Here is a 3,024-nt window from a genome sequence, read left to right as displayed (position 1 = left end):
CAGCAATCAGGGGACGCAATACCCAGCGATTCCCAGGTTCTACTTGCAATTGCACTTGTTGGGGGGATAAAACTACCTCTGGTGCGAGATCCAGCACTATTCGGGTAATGCCAGCCTCGAACTGAGAGACTCGAATTTGGCGGATTGGGCCAGAGTAACTTTGTTGAGTTTCCACCATTCCCACTTGAGTATTGGGTAAATCCAGAACAATCCGAGACGGTTGAGCCAGAAGAAAATAACGCGGCGTCGTTCCCTCATCCAGAGTGATTTCTAACTGATTCAGCGCTGGGTCAAATCGCCAATTTGTTAACCGGGCAGCGATCGCTTTTAACTCCATGCCGCTCCCTATAATCGCGATCGCGCCAACCAAACTAAGCGTTTTCAATCTACTCATAAAAAGTCGAAATCCCAGTATCAATTTTTCTCCCCACATCGCAATTGACTGAAATAACGTTCCAGGTACAACAATTGTCTCCGTAATTTCAGCGATCTACATCACAAATAAAATGGATTTATATCACCAAATCATCACATAAAAGATCACACTTCAAACGCGAGTGCTATCACCCAGTAATTTCTCGGATGGTTTCATACTACGAGTATTGGCTAACTAAACTCTGAGACGTCCCATGTTCCTAAGCCGTGACAATGTGCCAATTGATGCTTCTAGCTGGGTGGAGCGGTGGAAAAAAGTCCAGAGAAAGCTTGTCAAGCGAACGATGCAGTTGCAGCAAGCCAATCGAGAACTAGCGCAGCAAATCACCGAGCGTCGGCAGGTGGAAGAGGCTTTGCAGCAAGCAGAGGAAAAGTATCGGAGTATTTTTGAAAACGCTGTCGAGGGAATATTTCAGACAACCCCGGATGGGCGTTACATGAGTGTGAATCCAGCACTGGCAAGGATTTACGGCTACGCTTCACCAGAGGAACTAATTGCCCATCTGACGGACATCAAGCGCCAGCTGTATGTAGATCCCAATCGGCGTGACGAATTTCTGTATTTACTGCAAGAACACGGTTCGGTGAGTGGGTTTGAGTCTCAGGTTTATCGAAAAGACGGCAGCATCATCTGGATTTCGGAAAATGTACGGGCAGTACGCCAAGAGCTGCGATCTGCAAAGCAATACGAAACGGTAAGCAGCTATAGTGTGGCATACACTAAGGACGAGCAGTGCTTCGGTCATACATTATGCGATCGCGCGGGTGCCTTACTCTACTGCGAAGGCTTCGTCACCGACATCACCGAACGAAAATCTGCTGAAGCAGCCTTAAAAGCATCGGCAGTAGAATTCAAACAACAAGCGAACCATCTGCAATTAGCTCTGTGCGAACTTCAACAAACCCAGACGCTTCTGATCCAAAGTGAAAAGATGTCTAGTCTAGGGCAGTTAGTTGCTGGGGTTGCCCACGAAATCAACAACCCAGTTAACTTTGTTTGCGGCAATCTGGTTCATGCGAATCAATATGCCCAAGATTTGCTAAACCTCCTACAGCTTTATGGCAAACATTATCCCCAGCCAGTGCCTGAGATTGAAGAGGAAGCTGAGGCAATCGATCTGGATTTTTTAATTTCGGATTTCCCCAAAACCTTATCCTCCATGCAAATCGGGGCTGACCGCATTCAGCAAATTGTCCAGTCCCTGCGAAACTTCTCGCGGATTGACGAAGCCCAGATGAAGGCAGTTGATATCCACGAAGGCATTGACAGCACGCTACTAATTCTCCACAGCCGCTTGAAATCCAGAGGAGTCAATACGGGGATTGCCATTCTCAAAGAATACGGCGATTTGCCATCCATAGAGTGTTACGCCGGACTCCTCAACCAAGTATTTATGAATCTCATTTCTAATGCGATTGACGCCCTGGAGGAGACAGAGGCGCGAAGAGGCAGCGCACAGGAAATGCTACATTCTTCCTTGCTCGGCTCTTCCCCGGCTCCCCTGCCTTGTATTCGGATTCGTACCGATGTCCTCGACAACGGAAAAGCAAGTATCCGGATTATCGACAATGGCCCCGGAATGAGCGAAGAAATCCGCACTAGAATTTTTGAACCTTTCTTTACGACAAAGCCCACTGGTAAAGGCACGGGGCTGGGTTTGTCAATCAGCTATCAAATCATCGTCGAGAGACACGGCGGCGTTTTGAAGTGTAATTCAGCACCAGAGCAGGGAACCGAGTTCGTCATCGAAATTCCGATTCGGCAGTAAATTTAGGAATAAGTATCTTTTAGCAGGTTGGTACCGTCTAGTTTCGCGCCTGTCAGGTAAGCCCCCCAAAAGTTTGCTCCGTCCAAGTTTGCCCCGCTCAAGTCTGCTTCTGTCAAATCTGCCATTTTCAAGTTTGCCCCGCTCAAATTGGCACCCCTGAGATTTGCCCGAAACAAATTCGCCCCACTAAGATTCGCCCCGCTCAAATTTGCTCCACTGAGATTGGCTGTGCCTAAACTTGCCTCCATCAAAGAGGTTTGGCTCAGGTTAGCTCCACTCAAGTCAGTTTCGCTGAGCGATCCCTCCTGGAAGTTCGCTAGACTCAGATTTACGCCTTTAAGATCGGTTCCAATTAAGTCTGCACCTTTAAAATCTCGTTCTCCCGCCGCATATCGCTCCAGCAGTTCATCCTTCTCAACGATCATCCACTCCTCCTTTTCTGTTGGTTAATGTAGCTTGGCGCAACTGCTGAAATTTTTGGTAGTGGTAAATCTGTAGCGCTCGGTTGGGTTTTGAGGCAGCAAAAGAGTTTTTTCTTTCAAAACTCAGACGCGAACTGACTCTTTCAGCGCGAGGCTAACGCCTCGCGAGAGCTGTTTTCATGCCCAAAGGGCTGTACCCGATCGCTGCAAGTCTTTTCCAACTTAAAACTTTTTACCACTTACCCAAAAACTGTTATTCCCATATCAATTAGGATTGCTATATTAGCCCTCAGCATAATACGGTTACGTTGGAGTGCAACACTTCTTATGGCGGTAAATGACAGCACAATTAAGCTCGATCAGTTTTTAAAGTGGGTAGGGATGGCGCAGACGGGTGG

At 47.6% G+C, this 3,024-nt stretch carries 3 protein-coding genes; 1 reads left to right on the top strand and 2 read right to left on the bottom strand.

Annotated elements, in window-relative coordinates; all coding sequences use genetic code 11:
• On the bottom strand, window positions 1-394 hold a 394-nt coding region (locus H6F50_RS01590), incomplete at its 3' end, for an AMIN domain-containing protein (protein WP_199291930.1).
• 235 nt (window positions 395-629) lie between these two features.
• Here H6F50_RS01590 and H6F50_RS01585 point away from each other — a divergent pair.
• The gene (locus tag H6F50_RS01585) at window positions 630-2,204 is read left to right on the top strand and encodes an ATP-binding protein (protein WP_190425591.1); all 1,575 of its coding nucleotides are present in this window, start codon (window positions 630-632) and stop codon (window positions 2,202-2,204) included.
• A 2-nt stretch (window positions 2,205-2,206) separates the two neighbouring features.
• On the opposite strand, the gene H6F50_RS01580 is transcribed toward H6F50_RS01585, so the two are convergent.
• The gene (locus tag H6F50_RS01580; RefSeq protein WP_190411938.1) at window positions 2,207-2,629 is read right to left on the bottom strand and encodes a pentapeptide repeat-containing protein; all 423 of its coding nucleotides are present in this window, start codon (window positions 2,627-2,629) and stop codon (window positions 2,207-2,209) included.
• Window positions 2,630-3,024: the final 395 nt, after the last annotated feature.

This window comes from Coleofasciculus sp. FACHB-712, from assembly GCF_014695635.1.
Taxonomy (GTDB): Bacteria; Cyanobacteriota; Cyanobacteriia; order Cyanobacteriales; family FACHB-T130; genus FACHB-T130.
This window is presented reverse-complemented; position numbering and strand designations above follow the sequence as displayed.

Bases quoted from the DNA above. Each gene is read 5' to 3' on its own strand.
- H6F50_RS01585 (WP_190425591.1), top strand. From the start codon at position 630: ATGTTCCTAAGCCGTGACAATGTGCCAATTGATGCTTCTAGCTGGGTG.
- H6F50_RS01580 (WP_190411938.1), bottom strand. From the start codon at position 2,629: ATGATCGTTGAGAAGGATGAACTGCTGGAGCGATATGCGGCGGGAGAA.